The following is a 19,423-nucleotide window of genomic DNA, read 5'->3' on the forward strand; positions in this document are numbered from 1 at the left end:
GGTCAGATAGCAATTCCTAGCTTGGGTTGCCTACCTATCGTCAGCAAGCGAGATGTCTCGACAAGCTCGACATGACGTTCTGATTTACTTATCGTTAATTCCGCTCCTGGATAAACTCCTGGTTGGCGCGGAACCAGTCCAGCGTCTTTTTCAGGCCCTCGCGGATGCGCACCTGCGGGTCGTAGCCCAGCAAGTTCTTGGCCTTCGAGATGTCGGCAAGGGAGTCGCGGATATCACCGGCACGGTTCGGGCCGTACTCGGGCGTGATGTCAACGCCGGCTTCTTCCTTGAGGATGTTGAAGAGGTCGTTGAGCGAGGTGCGGTCGGCCACGGCGATGTTGTACACCTGGTTCACGGCCTCCGGGTTCTGCACCAGGGCGGCGCGGATGTTGGCTTGCACGCAGTTTTCCACGAAGGTGAAGTCGCGCGTCTGGCCCCCGTCGCCGTTGATGCGGGGGGCCTTGCCCTGCAGCACCGCGTCGATGAACAGCGGAATCACGGCGGCGTAGGCCCCGTTCGGGTCCTGGCGCGGGCCGAAGATGTTGAAGTAGCGCAGCCCGATGATTTCCATGCCGTAGGTCTTGCCAAACACGTCGGCGTACAGCTCGTTGGCGTACTTGGTCACGGCGTAGGGCGAGAGGGGCTTGCCGATGCGGTCCTCAATCTTGGGCAAGTGGGGCGAGTCGCCGTAGGTGCTGGACGAGGCCGCGTACACGAAGCGCTTCACGCCGGCGTCCTTGGCGGCCACCAGCATGTTCACGAAGCCGCCCACATTCACGTCGTTGCTCGTAATCGGGTCGTTGATGGAGCGCGGCACCGAGCCCAGCGCGGCCTGGTGCAGCACCACGTCGACGCCCTCGCAGGCCCGGCGGCAGGCTTCCGGGTCGCGGATGTCGCCGTCAAGGATTTCCAGGTTAGGATGCCCCTCGAACAGCCGCAGGTTCTTGCGGAAGCCGTTGGAGTAGTTGTCAAAGGTGCGCACCTTCTTCACCCCGTACTTCAGCAGGTACTCCACGATGTTGGAGCCGATGAAGCCGGCGCCGCCGGTCACGAGGAAAGTCAGGTTATCGAGCGGCTGCTCGTGAAAGGGGGATTCGTACATGCTCTTGTTAATGTGCTGATGTGCTAATGTGGATAATGTGCTAGTGCTGATGTGCTAACGAGACGGGGCCTGCCCGCTTCATTAGCACATCAGCACATCGAAGCACACTGGCACATTACTTACCGGGCGGCGTACTGCTGGCGGTAGTAGTCCTGGTAGTGGCCGCTGGTCACGCTCTGCAGCCACTCTTGGTTGTCGAAGTACCAGTCGACGGTCTGGCGCAGGCCCTGCTCGAAGGTCACGGAGGGCTTCCAGCCCAGTTCGTTCATGATTTTCGACGAGTCGATGGCGTAGCGCAGGTCGTGGCCGGCGCGGTCGGTGACGAATTTGATGAGCTGACGCGAAGTGCCCTGGGGCTTGCCGGTCTTTTCGTCCATCACGTCGCAGAGCAGGTGAATCAGGTCGATGTTCTTCCACTCGTTCACGCCGCCGATGTTGTAGGTCTCGCCCACTTTGCCCTGGTGGAACACCGCGTCGATGGCCGTGGCGTGGTCTTTCACGAACAGCCAGTCGCGCACGTTCTCGCCCTTGCCGTACACCGGAATCGGCTCTCCGTTCTGGATGCGGTGCAGCGCCAGCGGGATGAGCTTCTCGGGGAAGTGGTTGGGGCCGTAGTTGTTCGAGCAGTTCGACACCTTCACCGGCATGTGGTAGGTGTGGTACCAAGCGCGCACGAAGTGGTCCGACGACGCTTTCGACGCCGAGTAGGGCGAGCGGGGGTCGTAGGGCGTGCTTTCGGTGAACATATCGGTGCCCATTTCCAGCGAGCCGTACACTTCGTCGGTGCTCACGTGGTAGAACAGGTGCCCCTCGTAGCCCTTGGGCTGCCACAGGTTGCGGGCGGCGTTCAAGAGGTGCACCGTGCCAAGCACGTTGGTTTTCACAAACGCCAGCGGGTCGGTAATCGAGCGGTCCACGTGCGACTCGGCCGCGAGGTGAATCACCGCGTCGGGCTCTTCGGTGGCGAAGAGCTGGTCCACGAAAGCTTGGTCGGTCAGGTCGCCCTTGATGAACTGGTAGTTCGGGGCCGACTCGATGTCGCGCAGGTTTTCCAGGTTACCCGCGTAGGTCAGCGCGTCCAGGTTCAAGATGTGGTACTCGGGGTACTTCGTCACGAACAGGCGCACCACGTGCGACCCGATAAAGCCGGCACCGCCGGTAATGAGGATTTTTTTCATGTTGAGAGGTTGAGTAGCGGAGTGGTTAGCGAAGTCAGCAGCCGGGCATACGTCTTAAACGCCGCCTTGGTGCTGAGCAACTTACCTTACTCCTTCGTCAAATTCTGCTGCCAGCGCCAGGCCGTGGCCAGGGCTTCTTCCAGGCCCACTTCGGTACGGAAGCCCAGCACCTCGGCGGCCTTGGTCGCGTCGGCGTAGATGGCGGGCACGTCGCCGGTGCGGCGCGGGCCGGTGCGGTACTTCAGGGGTTGGCCGGTCACCTTCTCGAAGGTTTTCACGACTTCCAGCACGGTGTTGCCCCGGCCGGTACCCACGTTGAAGGTTTCCACGTCGGCCGCTTTGCCGTCGAGCTGGCGCTGCACGGCCACCACGTGGGCGCGGGCCAGGTCGCCCACGTAGATGTAGTCGCGGATGCAGGAGCCATCGGGCGTGTCGTAGTCGGTGCCGTACACGGTCAGTTCCTCGCGCCAGCCGGCGGCGGTCTGCGTCACGAACGGAATCAGGTTGTTGGGTACGCCCAGCGGCAGTTCACCAATCTTGCCCGAGGGGTGCGCCCCGATGGGGTTGAAGTAGCGCAGCAGGATGCTCTTGATGGCGTTGCCCGGGGCCTGCGACAGGTCGCGCAGGATGTCTTCGCACATCTGCTTGGTGCGGCCGTAGGGCGAAGAGGCCGGTTTGGTCGGCGTTTCTTCGGTTACCGGCAGCGCGTCGGGCACGCCGTACACGGTGCAGGAGGAAGAGAAAACGAGGTTGTTCACCCCGAATTCCTGCATCAGCTCCAGCAGCACGAGCAAGGAGCCCACGTTGTTCTGAAAGTACGCCAGCGGCTTCTGCACCGATTCGCCCACGGCTTTGTAGGCCGCGAAGTGAATCACGCCGGCCACTTCGCCTTCCGCCTCGAACACGCCGCGGAACGCTGCCTTGTCGTTGCAGTCGACGTGGTAACTCTTCACCTCGGTGCCCAGGATGGCGCGCAGCCCGTCCAGCACCGACTCCTTGGAGTTGGAGAAGTTATCAACGATAACCGGCTGAAAGCCTGCTTCCTGCAGAGCCACCACCGTGTGCGAGCCGATATAGCCCGCCCCGCCCGTAACGAGAATCTTTTTCATAGGTGAAGTAGTGAAATGGTGGGATGGTGAGTTGATGTCCGGGAAGCCGCAGCCACGCAGGTTGCGCAGCCCAAAACGGCACTCACCAGGTTACCACCTCACCATTTCGCCTTACAGGCTCCAGTAGTGCAGCGCGTCGCCGCTGATTTTCTCGCGGAACAGGCCCTTGATGTCGACCAGCACGGCCTGCTCGGCAGTGATGGACTTGAAGTAGGCCTCGTCCTTTTCGGTGTAGGGCTTGTGGCTCACGGCCACGATAACCGCGTCGTAGTCGTTGCGCAGCTGCTCCTGCGGGGTCAGGCGGAAGCCGTACTCGTGGTGCAGTTCGTCGCTGTCGGCGTGCGGGTCCACGATGTCGATGTTGACGGAGAAGTTCTTCAGCTCGTTGATGACGTCGGCCACCTTGGAGTTGCGGATGTCCTCCACGTTTTCCTTGAACGTGGCGCCCATCACCAGCACCTTGCTCTTGGCCACGTCCTTGCCCTGCTTGATCATCATCTGCACGGTTTTGCGCGCGATGTAAGCGCCCATGCCGTCGTTGGTGGTGCGGCCCGAGAGGATAACCTTCGCGTCGTAGCCCAGCTCCTTGGCCTTGTAGGTCAGGTAGTAGGGGTCCACGCCGATGCAGTGGCCGCCCACCAGGCCGGGGCTGAACTTCAGGAAGTTCCACTTGGTGCCGGCGGCTTCCAGCACCTCGTAGGTGTTGATGCGCATGCGGTCGAAAATCATCGACAGCTCGTTCATCAAGGCGATGTTGACGTCGCGCTGGGTGTTTTCGATGATCTTGGCGGCCTCGGCCACTTTGATCGACGACGCGCGGTGCACGCCGGCCTTCACCACCAGCTCGTAGGTTTTGGCAATGACGTCGAGCGACTCGGCGTCGCAGCCGGCCACCACCTTCACGATGCTGCTCAGGGTGTGCTCCTTGTCGCCGGGGTTGATGCGCTCGGGCGAGTAGCCCACCTTGAAGTCGGCGGGGAACTTCAGGCCCGACTCGCGCTCCAGAATCGGAATGCAGTCTTCCTCGGTGCAGCCCGGGTACACAGTCGATTCGTAGACCACGTAGTCGCCGGCCTTCAGCACCTTGCCCACCGTGGTGGAGGCACCGATGAGCGGCTTCAGGTCGGGCATGGCGTGCTCGTCGATGGGCGTGGGCACGGCCACGATGAAGAAGCGGGCTTCGCGCAGCACGTCGAGCGAGTCGGTGAACGTGATGTCGCAGCCCTCAAACGCGGCGGCTTCCAGCTCGCCGCTGGGGTCCACGTTGTTGCGCATCATCTCCACGCGCTGGGCGTTGATGTCGAAGCCGATAACGCTGATTTTGCGGGCAAACTCGAGGGCAATGGGCAGGCCTACGTAGCCGAGGCCGATGACGGCCAGCTTGGCCTCTTTGTTCAGTAACTGCTCGTACACAGGTCGTTGCGTTTGGTTACGCGTTGGAGTCAGGAGTAATACAGGTAAGGGTGCCGGTGCGGCCAAGGCTGTACACCTCGCCGCTTTCGGGGCAGCTGGCGTAGCCGTGGGCGTCGAATTGCAGGGTGTGGCCAAGGCGGCTCATCCAGCCGCGCCGCTTGGCCGGGTTGCCGTAGACGAGGGCGTAAGCCGGCACGTCCTTGGTGACCACCGCGCCGGCGCCCACGAAGGCGTACTCGCCCAGGTTCACGCCGCACACGATGGTGGCGTTGGCCCCGATGCTCACGCCCCGGCCCAGCTTGGTGGGCTGGTACTCGTGGCGGCGCACCACGGCGGCGCGGGGGTTGATGACGTTGGTAAATACGGCCGAAGGACCGATGAACACGTCATCGGCGCACTCGACGCCGGTATACAGGCTCACGTTGTTCTGCACTTTCACGTTGCGGCCCAAGCGTACGTCATCGGCCACGAATACGTTCTGGCCGAGCGTGCATTCCTCCCCGATTTCGGCGCCGGCGCTGACGTGGCAAAAGTGCCAAATGCGCGTGCCGGCCCCAATGCGGCAGCCTTCATCGAGGACGGCCGTGGGATGCGCAAAGTACTCGGGGGCGTTTTTGGGCATAAGAACGGGGAAACGGGCGGGGAATTTCGGCGGGCAAAGGTAGGCCTTTTCACTTAGACGTCATCGGCTTGCACCGGACCGCCCGCCCCCGGCCAAGTAGCCCGCACCATACGCGGCCGCCCGCTCAGGTCGGGCAGCCAGCGGCCTTCTTGGTAGCCGCGCTCGGTGAGCAGCCGCAGCGTCTCCTCGGGCAGTGCCTCGTTGATTTCGAAGTAGATGCTGCCGCCGGCCGCGAGCAGCGTAGTGCCTAGCGCGGCCAGGCGGCGGTAGAAGAGCAGCGGGTCGGCGTCGGGCACGAACAGGGCCGAATGCGGCTCGAAGGCCAGCACGTTGGGGCGCATCTGGGCCTGCTCCGAGTCGCGCACGTAAGGCGGATTGCTCACCAGCACGTCGAGGCTGGCGGAGGCAATGCCGGGCGGCTCCTGGTCCAGAATGTCGGCCTGCAGCCACTGCACCTGCGGGGCGTAGCGCTGCCCGTTTTGCCGGGCCACGGCCAGCGCCTCCGCCGAGAAGTCGAGCCCCCACACTTGGCTGGCGGGCAGCGCCCGGGCCAGGGCCAGCGGAATGCAGCCCGAGCCGGTGCCCACGTCGAGGATGCGCCGGCCGCCACGGCCGCGCTGCTCCCGGGTGATGAGCTGCACCAGCTCTTCGGTTTCGGGGCGCGGAATGAGCGTGGCGGGCGTGACGAGCAGGTCCAGGTCCAGAAACGGCGCCGAGCCCAGCACGTACTGCAGCGGCTCGTGGCCGAGCAGGTGCGGCAGCCAGGCGGCCGCCTGCTGCTGCGCGGCGGCGGGCACCGGCTCGGCGGCGCGCAGGCGGCGCTGCAGCGGATCGAGCCCGAGCAGGTGCTCCACCAACCGCACGGCCACGCTGGCGGCTTCGGGGGCGGGGTACACGGCTTGCAGGTCCTGGGTAAGCTGGTCGGTAAGCTGGCGGATGGTGCTCATGCTGGAAGCAAAGGTACGCGGGCATGTACGGCCCTCTCTATATTTGGCCATGCCCGACCTCGCCCCGACCGACGACTTCACCGCCCACGACCACCTGCTGATGCGCCGCGCCCTCGATTTGGCTCTGCTCGGCGCCCACACCGCCCGGCCCAACCCCATGGTGGGCTGCGTGGTGGCCGACGCCGCGGGCTGCGTGGTGGCCGAGGGCTGGCACGAGCGGTTCGGCGGCCCCCACGCCGAAGTCAACGCCCTCAACCACGTGCCGCCGGGCATCGACCTGGCGCAGTGCCGGGTGTACGTGACGCTGGAGCCCTGCTCGCACTTCGGCAAAACCCCGCCCTGCGCCGACCTGCTCATTGCCCGCGGCGTGCGCGACGTGGTGGTGTGCAACGACGACCCCAACCCGCTGGTGGCCGGCCGCGGCTACGCCAAGCTGCGCGAAGCCGGCATCCGGGTGCGCACCGGCCTGCTGGCGGCGGAAGGCCGGCGCCTGAACCGCCGTTTTTTCACCGTGCAGGAGCGCAACCGGCCCTACCTCATCCTGAAGTGGGCCGAGTCGCACGACGGCTTCGTGGCCGGGGCGGGCGGGCAGCCGGTGGCCATCAGCGGGCCGGCGGCCAAGATGCTGGTGCACCGCTGGCGCACCGAGGAACAAGCCATCATGGTGGGCACGCGCACGGCCCTCAACGACAACCCCCAGCTGAACGTGCGCGAGTGGCCCGGCCCAAACCCGCTGCGCCTGGTCATCGACCGCGCCCTGGCCTTGCCCGTCACCCACCACCTGCTCGACGGCTCGCAGCCCACGGTGGTTTACACCAACAAGGAACAGCCCGACCGCGACAACCTGAGCTTCGTGACGGTGCCCTCGCAGCAAGACCTGCTGCCCGCCATCCTCGACGACCTTAATGCCCGCCGGGTGCTGTCGGTGCTGGTGGAAGGCGGCCCGGCCCTGCACACCATGCTGCTGGAGGCGGGGCTGTGGGACGAAATCCGGGTGCTGCGCAGCCGCACGGTGCGCATCGGTGCGGGCGGCGTGGTGGCCCCGCCGCTCAGCCTTACCGGGCTGCGCGAGCATCACGTCATCGGCGACGACGAGCTGTTCGTGTTCGGCTGAGGCAAGTGGTGAAATTTTGAAGTTGTGAAGAGTAGGTCTAGACCGGTTTCTACTGCCGGTTCGCACCTTCTCGCGCTACTTTTGTTTATAGCCCGATTCACCACTTCGCCTTTCACCATTTCACCTTTGCCACCATGGCCGAAGACCTGCTCATTGACCGCTCGCTTTCCAAAGCCCAGCAATACCAAGCCCTGCTCCCGCAAATCGAAGCGCTGACCACCGGCGAGCCGGACCAGGTGGCCAACCTGGCCAACGCCATGGCCGCGCTCAAGGAAACGTTCGGCTTTTTCTGGGTGGGCGTGTACGCCGTGAAGGGCGACGAGCTGGTACTGGGGCCGTTTCAGGGGCCGGTGGCCTGCACGCGCATCCGCCGTGGCAAGGGCGTGTGCGGTGCGGCTTGGGCGGAGGCCCGCACCCTGCTGGTGCCCGACGTGGAGCAGTTTCCCGGGCACATCGCCTGCAGCTCGCTCTCAAAGTCGGAAATCGTGGTGCCGGTGCTTAAGGACGGCGCCGTGGTGGCCGTGCTCGACGTGGATAGCGACCAGCTCGACGACTTCGACGACACCGACCAGCAGTACCTGGAGGAGCTGGGCCGGCGCATGGCTGCATGGTTCTAAGCGACGACGCGCCGCCCTCAACCAGCGCCGGGCTGGCCGCGGCGCCGGCCTTCGTTTCACATTTGGCGGATTTTGTGGACGTTTACGGCGGCTGCCAGCCCTGCTGGCCCTTCGTCACCTGCCCCCTACCGCTATGAACCGTCCCTTTTACCGCCTCGGCGACTGGCGCCGCAACCTGCTCCTGCTCACCGCCGCGGCCAGCTTGGGCCTGGCCGGTCTGCCCGCCTGCAACACCGACCGCCGCAACGAAGACGCCGGCGACTGGAGCGGCGAAACCAGCGGGGACTCGTACAGCCAGGGCGTCATCACCGAAATGACGGAGGTGCAGCCCGGGCAGTGGAAAATCACGGCCGAGCGCCCCGCCGGCAAGGAGCAGGTGGCCGCCATCCTGCGCCACTACGACGGCAAAGTGGATACCCTGCAGGGCCGGGCCCTGCAGCAACAAATGCAGGACTACAGCCGCCGCTACCCCGAAAACCGCATGGGCCACTCCGGCCTGATGGACGTGCTGATGTGGAGCAGCATCGGCTACATGGCCGGGCGCTGGCTCACGCCCAACCCTGGCTACTACGCCAACCCCGGCATCTTCCAGCGCAACAACGGCTGGCGCCAAAGCATTTACCGCGAGCGGGAAAACGAAGGCCGGGGCTTTTACGGCCGGGGTTTCGCGGGTAGCCGCACCGCCGCCAACGCCGGCATCCGCACCAGCCCCACCGTCACCCGCAGTTCCTCGCGCAGCACCTTCCGCAGCTCCGCCCCGCGCGGCAGCCGCAGCAGCGGCTTCGGCGGCCGCAGCAGCGGCGGCTTCCGCGGGTTTGGCGGGTAATGGCAGCCCGTCATCCTGAGCGCAACGAACCGAGGGTCGGCGTAGCCAAGGCACCTTCTTGCACCTTGCTGACCTAAGAAGTGCAGCCACCAACGACCTGACTGAAGGCAGAACCGCGGCAGCGGCGCTATTGCAACGTAGCAGTACGCAAAAAGCATCTGTTCCTTGTCGAAACCGGCGGTGCAAGGTTCGAGCAAGGGCCTTGCCTACGCCGCCCCTCGGTTCGTTGCGCTCAAGATGACCGTGCTTTCCTGCCCGCTTCGCGCCTTCATTTTTAATTTTTCATTCTCAATTTTTTAATTGACCGAATGATCCGCCTGCTGCCCCTGTCCGGGGACATCGAACCCGCCATCCGCCGCCTGGGCTGGGACTGGGCCGTGGAAGACGCCTGCGCCGCTTACCTCGCCCCCGAAGCCGTGGAGCTGACCGAACCCGAGGCCGAAACCCTGCTCGAAGCCGCCGACACGCTCTACGAAATGCTGGTGCAGGCCGTGCCCGACGAGCTGCCCGACGCGTTTCTGCAGCAGCTCGGCATTCCGGCTAACCTCTGGCAGGCCGTGCGCCACAGCTGGCACGACGAGCGTCATTGGCACCTCTACGGCCGCTTCGACCTGGCCCACACCGACGAGGGCCCCAAGCTGGTGGAATTCAACGCCGACACCGCTACCAGCATCCCCGAAACCGCCGTGGTGCAGTGGGCCAGCCTGATGGCCGCCGGCCGCCCCGAGGACCAGCAGCAGGCCAACGGCCTCTTCGAAGGGCTGGAGCTGCAGCTGCGCGAGTGGCGGCAGCTAAACCAGGACCTAGCCCCGCACCTGCTGCTGGTGCACCTGCCCGACAGCGCCGAGGACGAGGCCAACTGCACCGTGCTGGCCGAAGCCGCCCGCGGCGCCAGCTTCAGCACGGCCCACGTCTGCTCCGTCGACGCCATGCAGGTGTCGGTGCTGGGCGAGGACCGCGGCGCCTGGGCCGAGGTGCGCCCCGGCCAGTGGCAGCGCTTCGACTTCGTGTTCAAGCTGGTGCCCTGGGAGCTGCTGGCTGAGGAAGAGCCCGAGCTGACCGAGGACCTGACCCAGTTGCTGCTCAGCCGCGACGTGATGATTGCCAACCCGCCCTACGCGCTGCTGTTTCAGAGCAAAGCCATGCTGGCCCGCCTCTGGGAGGTATTTCCGCACCACCCGCTGCTGGTGGAGGCCCGCATGGACGACCTCGTGGGCCATTACGTGCGCAAGCCGCTGTTCGGCCGCGAAGGCCAGAACCTCACCGAAATCGAGTACGGGCTGGAAAAGCACGCCGAGAGCGGCGACTTTGCCGAGCAGCCGCAGGTTCGCCAGCAGTGGATAGATTTCCCCACCGACGCGCAGGGCCGCCGCTACCAAGCCGGCGTGTTCTGGGCCGGCGAAGCCTGCGCCCTGAGCTTCCGCCGCGCCGAGGGCATTATCACCAACCTCTCAGAGTTCGTGCCGCACATTATCACGGGTTGAGCGCGGCCCCGGCAACCTAGCTGTGCCTCTGCCAAAACCGCCACCAGCGCGGACGCATCGGCCACCGGTCAGCGCTGGGCAGGTGGGGCTCCGGAGCCGGAGCAGCCCCTGGCCGCGCATCGACGTAATTGATATACCACTGGGCATCCGGGGCGGCCTCAAACCGGATTTGCCCGGTTTCAAGCCAACCGATAACCTCTTCGGCTTGGTGTTGCGCGGCCGGGTAGAAATGCCCGAGGTACGCCCACTTCTGCGCATTCGTCAGGCTAGCCCACGGCGCGGTGCCATCGTGCCAGTAGCAGCTTATTTCCAGGCCCGCCGACAACGCTACGTGGTCGAGGAAGAAGCAGCCACGGCAGTACCAGTCGTAGGTCGCTTCTAAGGCGTTGACTACCGCATCCGCGTCTGCGCGGGCTTGGATAGCGCGTAGATACCCCAACAGTTCTTCGCGCTGCACTTCGCCCCAGCTGACGTGGCGGCCCAGCAGCGCCTCCAGCATGTGCAGTGCGTCACGCTGCCCGTAGTTGAAGCTGATCAGCTCCAGATAGTCGTCGGGCGGCAGGGCGGTTTCCAGTTCGGACGTGGCGTATACCCACGGCTCGAACTCGGCAATGGGAAGCCGGCCGGCCAGCACGGCGGTGAATTTCGCGCGAATGAAATCGGGGAGCATAACCATACAAAAAGCCCGGCAACTTGAGAGCTGCCGGGCTGATAATATTTTGCGCCACAACGGCTTAGAACAGCGTAGCCGGCGGCGTTTTCAGCTGGGCAATGACGGTCTGGCCGCCTTTTACTTTCTCGCCGATCTGCACTTTCACGTCCGTATCCACGGGCACGAATACATCGACGCGGGAGCCGAACTTGATGAAGCCGAACTCCTCGCCCTGACTTACTTCGTCGCCCTCGTTGACGTACCACACGATGCGCCGGGCCATGGCACCGGCAATCTGCCGGAAGAGCACCTGCGGGCCGGCTTCGGTTTCCACCACCACCGTGGTGCGCTCATTTTTGGTGCTGCTCTTGGGGTGCCAGGCCACCAGGTACTTGCCGGGGTGGTACTTGAAGTACTTCACCGTGCCCGACACCGGGTTGCGGGTGATGTGCACGTTGATGGGCGACATGAAGATGCTGATCTGCTTGCGCACGCCGTCGAAAAACTCCGGCTCGTGCACGTCTTCGATGACCACCACCTTGCCGTCGGCCGGCGCAATGACGATGTCCTCGTGGGTGAGCAGGTTGCGGTAAGGGCTGCGGAAAAATTGCAGCAGCAGCAGGAAAGCCACCACCGACACGCCCGAGAATACGCGGTTGAAGCCGACGCCCTGCTCGTTGAATTGGTAGAGGAGCAGGTTGACGGCCAGCAGCGCCAGCAGGGTGAAGAACAGGATGCGGCGACCTTCTTTGTGGATCTTCATAAAGCGCAGGTTAACGCTGATGTACTTGGTTTCACCGGTTTAGGATTCAGCCGGCGGGTTAAGCAGCAGCGAGCAGCGGGGCGTTAGGGGTGAGCGGGAAGCGGAGTGCGGGTACAAATATAGCCCGGGCCTTACGACCCGGGCTATACGCAATAGTACGTCTGAGCCGGCAAATTTCCCCACGGGCACCGACAAAATCGGTGCTGCGGGCCAAGGCGCGCCGGCCAGCGGCTTAGAAGCTGCCGCGGAACTTGTAGGTCTGGGCGACTTTGTCGATGGCTACCACGTAGGCGGCAATGCGCATCGGCACGTTGTATTTCTGGCTGGTGGCGTACACTTTCTCGAAAGCGTCGGACATGATGCGGTCGGCGCGCTCGGTCACCATTTCCTCGGTCCACTTGAAGCCTTGGCGGTTCTGCACCCACTCGAAGTAGGACACGGTCACGCCGCCGGAGTTGGCCAGGATGTCGGGCACCACCATGATGCCCTTCTCGTTGATGATGGGGTCGGCCGACGCGGAGGTCGGGCCGTTGGCGCCTTCCACGATGAGCTTGGCCTTGATGTCGTGGGCGTTGTGCTCGGTGATGACGTCCTCCACGGCGGCGGGCACGAGCACGTCGACGGGCAGGGTGAGCAGGTCTTCAGCGTGCTCCATCAGCACGGCGCCCTGGAAGCCGTCGAGGCGGCCCTTGTGGGCGTTCTTGTAGGCAATGGCTTCGTCGATGTTGATGCCGTTTTCGTTCCAGTACGCGCCGGATACGTCGCTGATGGCCTTGATCTTCACGCCCTGCTCGCAGAGCAGCTTGGCGGCCCAGGAGCCCACGTTGCCGAAGCCCTGCACGGCGGCCGACGACTCTTCCGGCTTCATGTTCAGCTTGCGCATGGCGGCCAGGGCCGATACCATTACGCCGCGGCCGGTGGCCTCGGTGCGACCCAGCGAACCGCCCATTACCAGCGGCTTGCCCGTCACGACGGCCGGGGTGGTAGCGCCCACGGTCTTCGAGAATTCGTCCATCAGCCAGGCCATTTCGCGGGGGCCGGTGCCCATGTCGGGGGCGGGAATGTCGCGGTCGGGGCCGAACACGTCTTTCATAGCCAGCGTGTAGGCGCGGGTGAGGCGCTCAATTTCGCCGGCCGACATGGTCGTCGGGTCGCAAATGATGCCGCCCTTGGCGCCGCCGTAGGGCAGGTCGACCACGGCGCACTTCCACGTCATCCAGGCCGCCAGGGCCTTCACCTCGTCGAGGTGCACGTTTTTGTCGTAGCGGATGCCGCCTTTCGAGGGGCCGAGCACGGTGTTGTGCACCACGCGGTAGCCCTCGAACACGCGTACTTCGCCGCTGTCCATAGTCACCGGGATGTGCACGATAACCTGCTTGTCAGCAGCCTTGAGCACGTTGTAGGTCGCGTCGTCGAGGCCGAGAATGTCGGCGGCCACGTTGAAGCGCGACATCATCGACTCGAGCGGATTTTCGCGGTCCACCTTGGGAGCCGGCTCTTTGTACTTGTACGCCGTGGAGGTAGCCATGCTGTTGGTCGGTAAGAAGGGGTTGGGAAAGTGGGGGAATGCAGAAACAGCGCCGCCCGAAGCCAACCGAGCAGTGGGCCTGCGGGCAGAAATAGCGCGCCAAAGGTAGTAGGATTCCCTGACTAGAAGCGTGTACGAGGCTTACAGTCGTTAGGTAAGTAAAAAAGCCCGGTTTTCGGCTTGCTGCCCAGCTACGACGCGGCCGCGGCCCCGACCGGCATGATGATAGAAACCTGCGGCGAAGCGGTGGGAACGACCGGAATAGTGGTAGGAGCCATCGGCAAGGCGTTGGTAGCGTGCGGGCTGGCGGCAGGAAGCAGCGGCGAAGTGGCGGGAGCCCGCGGAATGATGGTAGAAGCGAGTGGCAAGACGGTGGGAACCGGCGGAACAGTGGTAGAAGCTATCGGCGAGGTGGTGGAAGAAACAGGTGGAGAAATGATAGAGTTGCTGTCATCCTGAGCGCAGCGAAGGACCTTACCACACTAGACCGATTGACGTAACAACGTCCCGTTCAGTAGTGATAAGGTCCTTCGCTGCGCTCAGGATGACAGTTCCCACTCAGGGCTTTGCGGCCCTGGTGTCCTCCCCTCAGCTCTACGCGCCGAAGAGCACCTGCAGCACCACCAGCACCGGCACCACGAAGAGAAAGGCGTCGAAACGGTCGAGCAGGCCGCCGTGGCCGGGCATGATGCGGCCGGAGTCCTTCACGCCCACGTTGCGCTTGAGCATGGACTCGGCCAGGTCGCCGAGCACGCCGAAGCCGGAGGCTACCACGGCCGCGACGAGGCGGTGGGCCAGCGGCAGCTCGGGCATGAGGTAGCCCAGGCCCCAGCCCACAACGAGCGTGAGCAGGACGCCGCCGATGAGGCCCTCCCAGGTTTTGCCGGGCGAAATGCCGGGCGCCAGTTTGTGCTTGCCGAAGTTCTTGCCCGCAATGTAGGCCCCGGTGTCAGCCGTCCAGATCAGGAAGAGCAGGCCGAAGATGCGGCGGTAGTCGTAGCCCTGGGGGCCGAACGCCAGCACGTTGAGCCCGCTCATGGGCAGCGTGACGTAGAACAATCCCAGCAGGGCAATGCCAACGTTGGCGAAGGGCGAGAAGGGCTGCTGGTCGCGCGGCCACCAGTACATTTCGCGCAGCAGCAGGATGATGGGCAGCAGGAACAGCAGGGCTACTAGTGCCAAAGCGGCTCCTGCATAAGCGCCTACCGCTACTCCTGCTGACTCGTCGGTCATATTCTGGACATGCGCTAGAAAGAAAACGCAAGCGAAAATCAGCAAGCTGCTGCCCACGCCGAGTATGGCCGCCGGCTTGAAGCCCTGCTCCTTCATCATGCGGTAGAACTCCCAGAGCATACGAGCCTGCACCAGGCCGAAGAATACGCCGAACGTCCAGGAACTGTACCAGATGGAGCCTAGCAGCAGCGCGGCGCCGATGACGCCGGAAATGATGCGCTGCCACATATTGGACATGCCGGGCTTCTTCTGAGCATCGGCCGATTCGGTGGCGGCGGGGGGGGGAGTAGCGGGCGTAGTCAAAGCGGGTGGAGGCGCGGAATAGCGAAAACGGAGAATAGCGGGCTTAGGCGCCGGGCTGGTCGGTGCGGGGCGTGTCGATGCCGTGGCCGGTGAGCGTGTGGCCGGCTACGGGTGGCACGTCGGCGCGGCGCACTTCCACGCCGTGGCCGGTGAGCGTGTGGGCTTCGAGGGGCTGGGCCGCCGCGGCCGGCAGCTGGAAGCGCTGCTGGTACAGCCAGTAGAGCAAGCCGCCGGTAATAAGCAGCGAGACCAGGGCCAGCGGCCAGGGCAGGGCCTCGTTGCCGTCGGCGTCGAAGCTAATGGTGCCGCGCTGCTGCAGGTAAAGCAGCAGCAGCTGGAAGCCGTTTTGGGCGAAGTGCGCGGCCATCGACACGCGGATGTTGCCGCTCCAGGCGAAGAGGTAGCCGAGCACCACGCCCAGCAGCAGACGCGGGAAAAAGCCGAAGAACTGCACGTGAATGGCGCTGAACACCGCCGCCGATAGCCACACGCCCCAGTGCACGGAGCCCGTCCAGCGGGCCAACTGCCGCAGCACCACCCCGCGGAAGGTCAGCTCCTCGGCAATGGCCGGAATGACGGCCACCACCAGCAACGCCACCAAGAAGCGGCCGAAGGAGTTGAACTTGGTCAGGAAAGTGGTGAGCACCTGGGCCTGGTCTTCGTAGAGGCGGGCCGCTTTTTCCAGGCCGTAGAGGCTGGGCGGCAGGTGCAGGCCGGCGTTCCAGGCAATCAGGACGGACATGGCTGGAATGCTCACGATGATCAGGGCCATGGCGGCCAGCAGCCAGAAGGCAGGCACCGGCTGCCGGGGCTGAAAGTAGGCGGCGGGCTTAAGGCCGCGCACCACCGGCACCAGCAAGGCCCCGCCGCCGAAGCCAAAGAGCAGGGGCACGCCCTGCATAATCATCAACACGCCCCAGCCCTCGGGCGCGCTCTGCGGGGCGGCAATGATGGTGGTGACGCGCATCAGCGCATCCATGCCGTAGACGGCCCCCACCAGCAGCATGGCCACGAAAAAGCCCACGCACATGCCGCCCACCACCAGCAGCACCAGCAGCATCAGTACCAGGGCGGGGTGCAGGTTTTCGTCGGTGGGGCGGGCGGGGCGCGTGGGGAGCATGGGCAGAAACGAGGAAGGCGCCGGGGGCGCAACGGGGAACCAGGGGCAGCAGAAGCCGGTTATGGCCAACCGGCAGTCAGGGCCTGAGGCACTTGGCGGCGCGGGCCGAACCGGGCGACGTAGCCGGGTTTCGGCGCGCGGCCGTCGGCCGGACCCTGACATAGTCGTAAATTTGCGCAAAATACGCTAACCCGTTCCGCTGTGGTTTACATCCGCGACATTGCCCTGCCCGACTTTCCCTTGCTGCTCGCCCCGATGGAGGACGTGTCGGACCCGCCTTTCCGCGCCGTGTGCAAGCAGGGCGGAGCGGACCTGATGTACACCGAGTTTGTCTCGTCGGAGGGCCTGATTCGGGCGGCGGCCAAGAGCCGGCAAAAGCTCGACGTGTTCGACTACGAGCGGCCCATCGGCATTCAGCTCTTCGGCTCCGACGTGGAGACGATGGGCGAGTGCGCCAAAATCAGCACCGTGGCCGGCCCCGACCTCATCGACATCAACTACGGCTGCCCGGTGAAGCAGGTGGCCTGCAAGGGTGCCGGCGCGGCCCTGCTGCGCGACATTCCCAAGATGGTGGCCATGACCGAGGCCGTGGTGAAAGCCACCCACTTGCCCGTGACGGTGAAAACCCGCCTGGGCTGGGACGAGTCGACCAAGAACGTGGAGGAAGTGGCCGAGCGCCTGCAGGACATCGGCATCGAGGCGCTGACCGTGCACGGCCGCACCCGTGTGCAGATGTACAAGGGCGACGCCGACTGGCGCCTGATTGCCAAAATCAAGGAGAATCCGCGCATCCGCATTCCCATCTTCGGCAACGGCGACATCGACTCGCCGGAAAAAGCCGTGGAGTACAAGAACCGCTACGGCGTCGACGGCATCATGATCGGGCGCGCCAGCATCGGCTACCCCTGGATTTTCCGCGAAATCAAGCACTTCGTGGCCACCGGCGAAAAGCTGGCCCCGCCCACCCTGGAGGAGCGCGTGCAGGCCTGCGTGATGCACTTCGAGAAGAGCATCGAGTGGAAAGGCCCCAAGCTGGGCGTCTTCGAGATGCGCCGGCACTACGCGCACTACTTCAAGGGCCTGGTGGGCGCCAAGCAGTGGCGCACCCAGCTGGTAGAAGCCGGCACGCCCGACGAGGTGCGCGCCATCCTGGCCACCATTGCCCAGAGCGAAGCCGTGCTGGCCGACTAGCTCCGCCTGCAGGTAGCGGTTCATCCGGCCGTCATTGCGAGGAGGCACGACGAAGCAATCGGTCCTCTAGCAGCACCGCCGACGCAATTCTTGCAAACCGAAAACGGCACCGCCCGAAACCAGCGTCTGTGGTTTTGGGCGGTGCCGTTTTTTGGGCTTCTGCCAGTAGTAGCGTCGTGCCGCGAGAGGACCGATTGCTTCGTCGTGCCTCCTCGCAATGACGGCCAGTGCTACCGTTAGCTTATGCTACCGGCGCCACACGTTGTCTTTCTCCGTCGCGTCCATGTACAGGCCGCCCTGCAGAGCTACCGACTTGGCTTCCTTGGGCAGGGTGATGGTGGCCTGGCGCTGGTTGGCCTGCCACACGGCGGGCGTCTGGTGCAGGGTGGCTTTCGAGCCGTCGGTGTATTCCACTTCCACATCGAAGGGAATGGCGAAACCGCCCACGTTCTGTACCGTCAGCGTGTTGCCGCTCACGCCGCCCACGGCTAGGTCGATGTAGTTGTTGGTAAAGAACCAGTTCTGGAAAAACCAGCTCAGGTCCTGGCCCGAGGCATTGCTCATGGAGTTGAAATAGTCCCAGGGAATGGGGTGCTTACCGTTCCAGCGGGCCATGTACTCGTGCAGGCACTTCTTGAAGAGGTCGTCGCCGAGCATGTCCTTAAGGGCCAGGTAGCTGAGCGAGGGTTTGCCGTAGGCGTTGTTGCCGTAGCCGGCCTTCAGCTCGCTGCTGGGCGTGATGATGGGCAGGTCTTCGGCCGTGGCGGGGTCCTTGATGTAGCGCTCCACCCGAAACTTGCGGTACAGCTCGTCGGCGGCGGCGCCGCGCTCGGCCCGGCCGATGAGCAGCTCAAACGTGGTGGCCCAGCCCTCGTCCATGTAGGCGTAGCGGCTCTCGTTGATGCCCATGTAGAAGGGGAAGTAGGTGTGCACGATTTCGTGGTCCTGCACAAACTGGGCAAACTTGGGGTCGTCCTGCGGGCTGTCGTTGACCATCATCGGGTACTCCATGTCGGCGAAACCCTGGAAGGCGGTCATCGTGGGGTACGGGTAAGCCACGCCGGGCCAGTTTTTGGGGTCGGAGAACCAGCCCAGCGCAAACTGCCCGTTCTTGACGGACTCGCGGAAGTCCACGGTTTTCTCGGCGTAGGCGGCCTGCATGAGGGCGCGGCGCTTGGTCTTGGCGTCGACCACCACGCTGCCCGCGTCCCAGAGGTAATGGTCGCTCAGGCCGAAGGTCACGTCGGGCACGTTGCGGGCGGTGAACAGCCAGGTATTGAACGGCTGCTGAGCCGTCACGTTCTTCTGCGCCAGCTCGGCGGCCGTCACGATGTGGCTGACGTCGTCGCTTTTCAGCGCTTTTTTCAGGCGTTTGGCGTAGGTCGGCTGCAGCACTTTGTCGGCGTTTTGCAGCACGCCGGTAGCCCACACGAGGTAGTTGGCCGGCACCCGCACGCGCAGGGTGTAGTCGTTGAAGTCGTTGTAAAACTCCTTGCTGTCGACGAAGGGCAGCCGGTCCCAGCCGTTGTAGTCGTCGTAGACGGCCACGCGCGGGTACGAGTAGGCCAGGAAGTACGTCGTGGGGTCGATCATGCCCTCGCGCCCGCTTTCCTGCGAGGCGTTGTAGTGCCACACCACCGAGAAGCGCACGGAGTCGTGGGGCAGCAGGGGCTTGGGCAAGCGCACGGCCTTGGCCGTGGCAGCCCCGCGCCAGGTTTTGGCGTCCTGGGCCTGCCCGGCCACCGCGAAGGAGTCGATTTGTACGCCTTCGGTGAGGTAGGCGGGCGAGGCGTCGCCGTCGCGGGCGGCACCGGGCTGGTGGATGTTGGCAATCAGCCGGAACACGACCTGCTTGAGCGTATCGGGGCTGTTGTTGGTGTACACGATTTGCTCGCGGCCGCGCACCTCGCGGGCCGGCGGGGCGGTTTGCACGGTGATGTCGTAGCGGGCGCGGTTTTGCCAGTAGCGCGGGCCGGGGCGGCCGTCGAGGGCGCGGGTACCCTTGGCGTAGGCGGCTTTGATGTCGCGCGGCATGTACAGCGGTGACTGCGCGGCCACGGGTTGCGCGAGGCCGGCCAGCAGCGGCAGGGCGAGGAGAAGTCGGGTCATCATAACGGGGAGACAGACAGGGCCGGTGGGGCAGGCGTTGCCTGCGGCCGGGTAAAAATGGCGGTTTATGCGGTTAAGGCAACCGAATAGTCGCTGCTACGACTTGGGCTGC

At 64.6% G+C, this 19,423-nt stretch carries 18 protein-coding genes; 6 read left to right on the plus strand and 12 right to left on the minus strand.

Annotated elements, in window-relative coordinates; translation table 11 throughout:
- Positions 1–94: 94 nt before the first annotated feature.
- The 6 genes from LJ737_RS01835 to prmC all read right to left on the minus strand — a co-directional run bounded on the left by LJ737_RS01835 (position 95) and on the right by prmC (position 6,371).
- Positions 95–1,102 carry an SDR family oxidoreductase gene (locus LJ737_RS01835; protein WP_227762487.1) on the minus strand — a complete coding sequence of 336 codons (1,008 nt, stop codon included), beginning with the start codon at positions 1,100–1,102 and terminating at the stop codon, positions 95–97.
- Positions 1,103–1,221: 119 nt separating this feature from the next.
- Positions 1,222–2,280: a dTDP-glucose 4,6-dehydratase gene (rfbB, locus tag LJ737_RS01840; protein ID WP_227762489.1), complete on the minus strand. Its 1,059-nt coding sequence runs from the start codon at positions 2,278–2,280 to the stop codon at positions 1,222–1,224.
- Between the two features lie 86 nt (positions 2,281–2,366).
- Positions 2,367–3,389, minus strand: coding sequence for a UDP-glucose 4-epimerase GalE (gene galE, locus LJ737_RS01845; RefSeq protein WP_227762491.1), 1,023 nt, complete (start codon positions 3,387–3,389; stop codon positions 2,367–2,369).
- A 111-nt stretch (positions 3,390–3,500) separates the two neighbouring features.
- On the minus strand, positions 3,501–4,802 hold the full coding sequence (locus tag LJ737_RS01850) for a nucleotide sugar dehydrogenase (RefSeq protein WP_227762499.1): 1,302 nt from the start codon (positions 4,800–4,802) through the stop codon (positions 3,501–3,503).
- 16 nt (positions 4,803–4,818) lie between these two features.
- Positions 4,819–5,424, minus strand: a complete 606-nt coding sequence (locus LJ737_RS01855; protein ID WP_227762501.1) for an acyltransferase — start codon at positions 5,422–5,424, stop codon at positions 4,819–4,821.
- Positions 5,425–5,477: 53 nt separating this feature from the next.
- On the minus strand, positions 5,478–6,371 hold the full coding sequence (gene prmC, locus LJ737_RS01860) for a peptide chain release factor N(5)-glutamine methyltransferase (protein WP_227762502.1): 894 nt from the start codon (positions 6,369–6,371) through the stop codon (positions 5,478–5,480).
- 49 nt (positions 6,372–6,420) lie between these two features.
- Here prmC and ribD point away from each other — a divergent pair, with 49 nt between their 5' ends.
- The 4 genes from ribD to LJ737_RS01880 all read left to right on the plus strand — a co-directional run bounded on the left by ribD (position 6,421) and on the right by LJ737_RS01880 (position 10,412).
- On the plus strand, positions 6,421–7,485 hold the full coding sequence (gene ribD / locus LJ737_RS01865; RefSeq protein ID WP_227762505.1) for a bifunctional diaminohydroxyphosphoribosylaminopyrimidine deaminase/5-amino-6-(5-phosphoribosylamino)uracil reductase RibD: 1,065 nt from the start codon (positions 6,421–6,423) through the stop codon (positions 7,483–7,485).
- A gap of 134 nt (positions 7,486–7,619) precedes the next feature.
- Positions 7,620–8,102 (plus strand): free L-methionine (R)-S-oxide reductase MsrC, encoded by a 483-nt coding sequence (msrC, locus tag LJ737_RS01870; protein WP_227762508.1) that lies wholly within the window; start codon positions 7,620–7,622, stop codon positions 8,100–8,102.
- A 133-nt stretch (positions 8,103–8,235) separates the two neighbouring features.
- On the plus strand, positions 8,236–8,928 hold the full coding sequence (locus LJ737_RS01875) for a Cj0371 family chemotaxis-regulating polar lipoprotein (protein ID WP_227762509.1): 693 nt from the start codon (positions 8,236–8,238) through the stop codon (positions 8,926–8,928).
- A gap of 308 nt (positions 8,929–9,236) precedes the next feature.
- Positions 9,237–10,412 (plus strand): glutathionylspermidine synthase family protein, encoded by a 1,176-nt coding sequence (locus LJ737_RS01880; RefSeq protein WP_227762510.1) that lies wholly within the window; start codon positions 9,237–9,239, stop codon positions 10,410–10,412.
- A 16-nt stretch (positions 10,413–10,428) separates the two neighbouring features.
- Here the strand turns inward: LJ737_RS01880 and LJ737_RS01885 are convergent, their stop codons facing one another.
- From LJ737_RS01885 to LJ737_RS01895, 3 genes are all read right to left on the minus strand, one after another.
- Positions 10,429–11,082 carry a hypothetical protein gene (locus tag LJ737_RS01885; protein WP_227762511.1) on the minus strand — a complete coding sequence of 218 codons (654 nt, stop codon included), beginning with the start codon at positions 11,080–11,082 and terminating at the stop codon, positions 10,429–10,431.
- Between the two features lie 64 nt (positions 11,083–11,146).
- The gene (locus LJ737_RS01890; protein ID WP_227762518.1) at positions 11,147–11,827 is read right to left on the minus strand and encodes a phosphatidylserine decarboxylase family protein; all 681 of its coding nucleotides are present in this window, start codon (positions 11,825–11,827) and stop codon (positions 11,147–11,149) included.
- A gap of 232 nt (positions 11,828–12,059) precedes the next feature.
- Complete coding sequence (locus tag LJ737_RS01895; RefSeq protein WP_227762520.1) at positions 12,060–13,355, minus strand: Glu/Leu/Phe/Val family dehydrogenase; 1,296 nt, start codon at positions 13,353–13,355, stop codon at positions 12,060–12,062.
- A gap of 219 nt (positions 13,356–13,574) precedes the next feature.
- On the opposite strand from LJ737_RS01895, the gene LJ737_RS01900 reads away from it, so the two are divergent.
- A complete protein-coding gene (locus LJ737_RS01900; RefSeq protein WP_227762521.1) occupies positions 13,575–13,814 on the plus strand; it encodes a hypothetical protein in 240 nt (79 codons plus the stop codon).
- Between the two features lie 135 nt (positions 13,815–13,949).
- On the opposite strand, the gene LJ737_RS01905 is transcribed toward LJ737_RS01900, so the two are convergent.
- Together LJ737_RS01905 and LJ737_RS01910 are read right to left on the minus strand one after the other, a co-directional pair.
- Positions 13,950–14,891, minus strand: a complete 942-nt coding sequence (locus LJ737_RS01905; RefSeq protein ID WP_227762522.1) for a phosphatidate cytidylyltransferase — start codon at positions 14,889–14,891, stop codon at positions 13,950–13,952.
- 43 nt (positions 14,892–14,934) lie between these two features.
- Positions 14,935–16,011 (minus strand): CPBP family intramembrane glutamic endopeptidase, encoded by a 1,077-nt coding sequence (locus tag LJ737_RS01910; protein WP_227762523.1) that lies wholly within the window; start codon positions 16,009–16,011, stop codon positions 14,935–14,937.
- A 201-nt stretch (positions 16,012–16,212) separates the two neighbouring features.
- Between LJ737_RS01910 and dusB the strand changes: the two genes are divergently transcribed.
- Positions 16,213–17,202 (plus strand): tRNA dihydrouridine synthase DusB, encoded by a 990-nt coding sequence (gene dusB / locus LJ737_RS01915; protein WP_227762525.1) that lies wholly within the window; start codon positions 16,213–16,215, stop codon positions 17,200–17,202.
- A gap of 246 nt (positions 17,203–17,448) precedes the next feature.
- Here the strand turns inward: dusB and LJ737_RS01920 are convergent, their stop codons facing one another.
- Positions 17,449–19,314, minus strand: coding sequence for a M1 family metallopeptidase (locus LJ737_RS01920; protein ID WP_227762529.1), 1,866 nt, complete (start codon positions 19,312–19,314; stop codon positions 17,449–17,451).
- Positions 19,315–19,423: the final 109 nt, after the last annotated feature.

Origin of the sequence: Hymenobacter sp. 15J16-1T3B (assembly GCF_020711235.1) — a bacterium.
Taxonomy (GTDB): domain Bacteria; phylum Bacteroidota; class Bacteroidia; order Cytophagales; family Hymenobacteraceae; genus Solirubrum.

Excerpts from the sequence above, each read along its gene's own strand:
- LJ737_RS01920 (WP_227762529.1), bottom strand. The coding sequence starts at position 19,314 with ATGATGACCCGACTTCTCCTCGCCCTGCCGCTGCTGGCCGGCCTCGCG.
- LJ737_RS01885 (WP_227762511.1), bottom strand. The coding sequence starts at position 11,082 with ATGCTCCCCGATTTCATTCGCGCGAAATTCACCGCCGTGCTGGCCGGC.
- LJ737_RS01910 (WP_227762523.1), bottom strand. The coding sequence starts at position 16,011 with ATGCTCCCCACGCGCCCCGCCCGCCCCACCGACGAAAACCTGCACCCC.
- LJ737_RS01855 (WP_227762501.1), bottom strand. The coding sequence starts at position 5,424 with ATGCCCAAAAACGCCCCCGAGTACTTTGCGCATCCCACGGCCGTCCTC.
- msrC (WP_227762508.1), top strand. The coding sequence starts at position 7,620 with ATGGCCGAAGACCTGCTCATTGACCGCTCGCTTTCCAAAGCCCAGCAA.
- LJ737_RS01895 (WP_227762520.1), bottom strand. The coding sequence starts at position 13,355 with ATGGCTACCTCCACGGCGTACAAGTACAAAGAGCCGGCTCCCAAGGTG.
- LJ737_RS01880 (WP_227762510.1), top strand. The coding sequence starts at position 9,237 with ATGATCCGCCTGCTGCCCCTGTCCGGGGACATCGAACCCGCCATCCGC.
- LJ737_RS01890 (WP_227762518.1), bottom strand. The coding sequence starts at position 11,827 with ATGAAGATCCACAAAGAAGGTCGCCGCATCCTGTTCTTCACCCTGCTG.
- LJ737_RS01900 (WP_227762521.1), top strand. The coding sequence starts at position 13,575 with ATGATGATAGAAACCTGCGGCGAAGCGGTGGGAACGACCGGAATAGTG.
- LJ737_RS01875 (WP_227762509.1), top strand. The coding sequence starts at position 8,236 with ATGAACCGTCCCTTTTACCGCCTCGGCGACTGGCGCCGCAACCTGCTC.
- ribD (WP_227762505.1), top strand. The coding sequence starts at position 6,421 with ATGCCCGACCTCGCCCCGACCGACGACTTCACCGCCCACGACCACCTG.
- rfbB (WP_227762489.1), bottom strand. The coding sequence starts at position 2,280 with ATGAAAAAAATCCTCATTACCGGCGGTGCCGGCTTTATCGGGTCGCAC.
- LJ737_RS01835 (WP_227762487.1), bottom strand. The coding sequence starts at position 1,102 with ATGTACGAATCCCCCTTTCACGAGCAGCCGCTCGATAACCTGACTTTC.
- prmC (WP_227762502.1), bottom strand. The coding sequence starts at position 6,371 with ATGAGCACCATCCGCCAGCTTACCGACCAGCTTACCCAGGACCTGCAA.
- galE (WP_227762491.1), bottom strand. The coding sequence starts at position 3,389 with ATGAAAAAGATTCTCGTTACGGGCGGGGCGGGCTATATCGGCTCGCAC.